Raw genomic sequence first — 1,715 nt, 5'->3', positions numbered from 1 at the left:
TTGTCGCACGACCCACTGGGTTTGTCGCACGACCCACTGGGGTTGTCGATCGGGACCTCCAACCTCGTCGCGGTGCGCAACGGGGCTCCGCCCGTCCGCCGCCGCGCTGTGTTGACGTTGTTCTCGCATCGCGCCCCGGTGATCGGGTTGCCCCGGGAAAACCCGGACTTGACCGACAGCGGCAGGGTGATGACCGGCTTCGTCGAGTGTGTCGGCGAAGGGGGCGAGCCGATGTCGACCAACGGGTCGACCCACGACCCGGCGCTCTTACTGGTCGAAGCGCTGGACGCGATGATCTCCGCGGCGGGGGCAGACGCGTCGACATCGGACATCACCATCGCCGTTCCCGCGCAGTGGAGTTCAGCGGCCGTGAAGGCGCTCCGCGACGCCCTGCGCACCCACCCGGGATTCGTCCGCAGTGGGGTTGCTCCGCGACTGGTTTCCGATGCGGTTGCGGCGCTGACCGCGGTGAACTCCGGCGCGGGTCTTCCCCCGCGAGGGGTGGTGGCACTGCTGGATTTCGGCGCCGGCGGCACCAGCGTCACACTGGCCGACGCCAGGTCAGGGTTTTTGCCGATCGCCGCAACCGCGCGCTACAAAGGTTTTTCCGGCGACCACATCGACCATGCGCTGCTGGCACATGTTCTCGACGGCATCGGCCACACCGTTCATGACGACCCCGCGAGCACCACCGCGGTCGAGCAGCTCGACCTGCTGCGAGAGGAGTGCCGGTACGCCAAGGAGCGGCTCTCCGCCGAGACGGTCACCGAGCTGGTCGCGGAACTTCCCGGGCACCTCGCCGGCGTCCGCTTGACCCGAGCCGACGTGGAGAACCTGATCGACGAGCCGCTCGAGGGCGTACTCGCGTTGTTGGACAACCTGTTGGCGTGCAATCACATTGGTGACACCGATCTGTCCGCTGTGGCTCTGGTCGGTGGTGGGGCTGAAATTCCTATTGTTGCGCAACGCGTTTCGGCTCATGTTGGATGTCCGGCGGTTACCGCAGCGCAGCCCACGTCCGCGATGGCGGTCGGCTCGATGGCGCTGGCGGCCCGCAGGCCGGTCATGGACATGACGGCGCACGAGGGCATCCAGACGCCGACGGCGATCGCCGCGTTGGCGGGCGCCACCACCGGCATCGTGGCCGCGACGACCGGCGGCTTCCGCACCGACACCGGCGGCTTCGGGTTGCCACCGGCCGACGTGGTCGTCGACGAGGTGCCGTCGTCGCCTGTTCAGGAGCTGGCCTGGTCGGAAGTCGACGACAACGACGACGGGCCGCTGCTCTACCTCGGTGAGTCCTATGACGCCCCTCGCGCGACGTCGTCGCAGATTCTGCGCAGGATCGAGCCGCTCCCCGGGCAGCCCCGGCGGGGGAATCGCGCCCCGCAGCTGCTCCTCGGACTCGCCGCCCTGGTCGCGATGATCGCGATCGGCGGGGTGGCCTACACGTTGACCGGTGATCGTCAGGTCGCGCCCGCCCGAGATACCGCTACGCTGACGCCCCCGCCGCCGGCCCCTTCCGCGCCGCCGTCGCTGAGCCCGGCGCCGCCTCCGCCTCCGAGCCCCGCGGAGCCGCCCACCAGCGTCGCGCCGCCTCCACCGCCTGCGCCGGTGACCACGACGCCGCCGCCGCCGAGCACGACGCAGCCGCCCTCCACGGCCTCGACGACCACCACCCCGGCGGCGACGACCACCACCCCGGCGGCGACGAC

At 70.5% G+C, this 1,715-nt stretch carries 1 protein-coding gene; it reads left to right on the top strand.

What is annotated here, in order from left to right; genetic code table 11:
- Window positions 1–21: 21 nt before the first annotated feature.
- On the top strand, window positions 22–1,715 hold a 1,694-nt coding region (locus ABDW21_RS04695), incomplete at its 3' end, for an Hsp70 family protein (RefSeq protein WP_343710128.1).

Source organism: Mycobacterium sp. (assembly GCF_039583805.1).
Taxonomy (GTDB): Bacteria; Actinomycetota; Actinomycetes; order Mycobacteriales; family Mycobacteriaceae; genus Mycobacterium.
The sequence above is the reverse complement of the archived record's forward strand: the minus strand, read 5'-3'. Positions and strand labels throughout refer to the sequence as shown.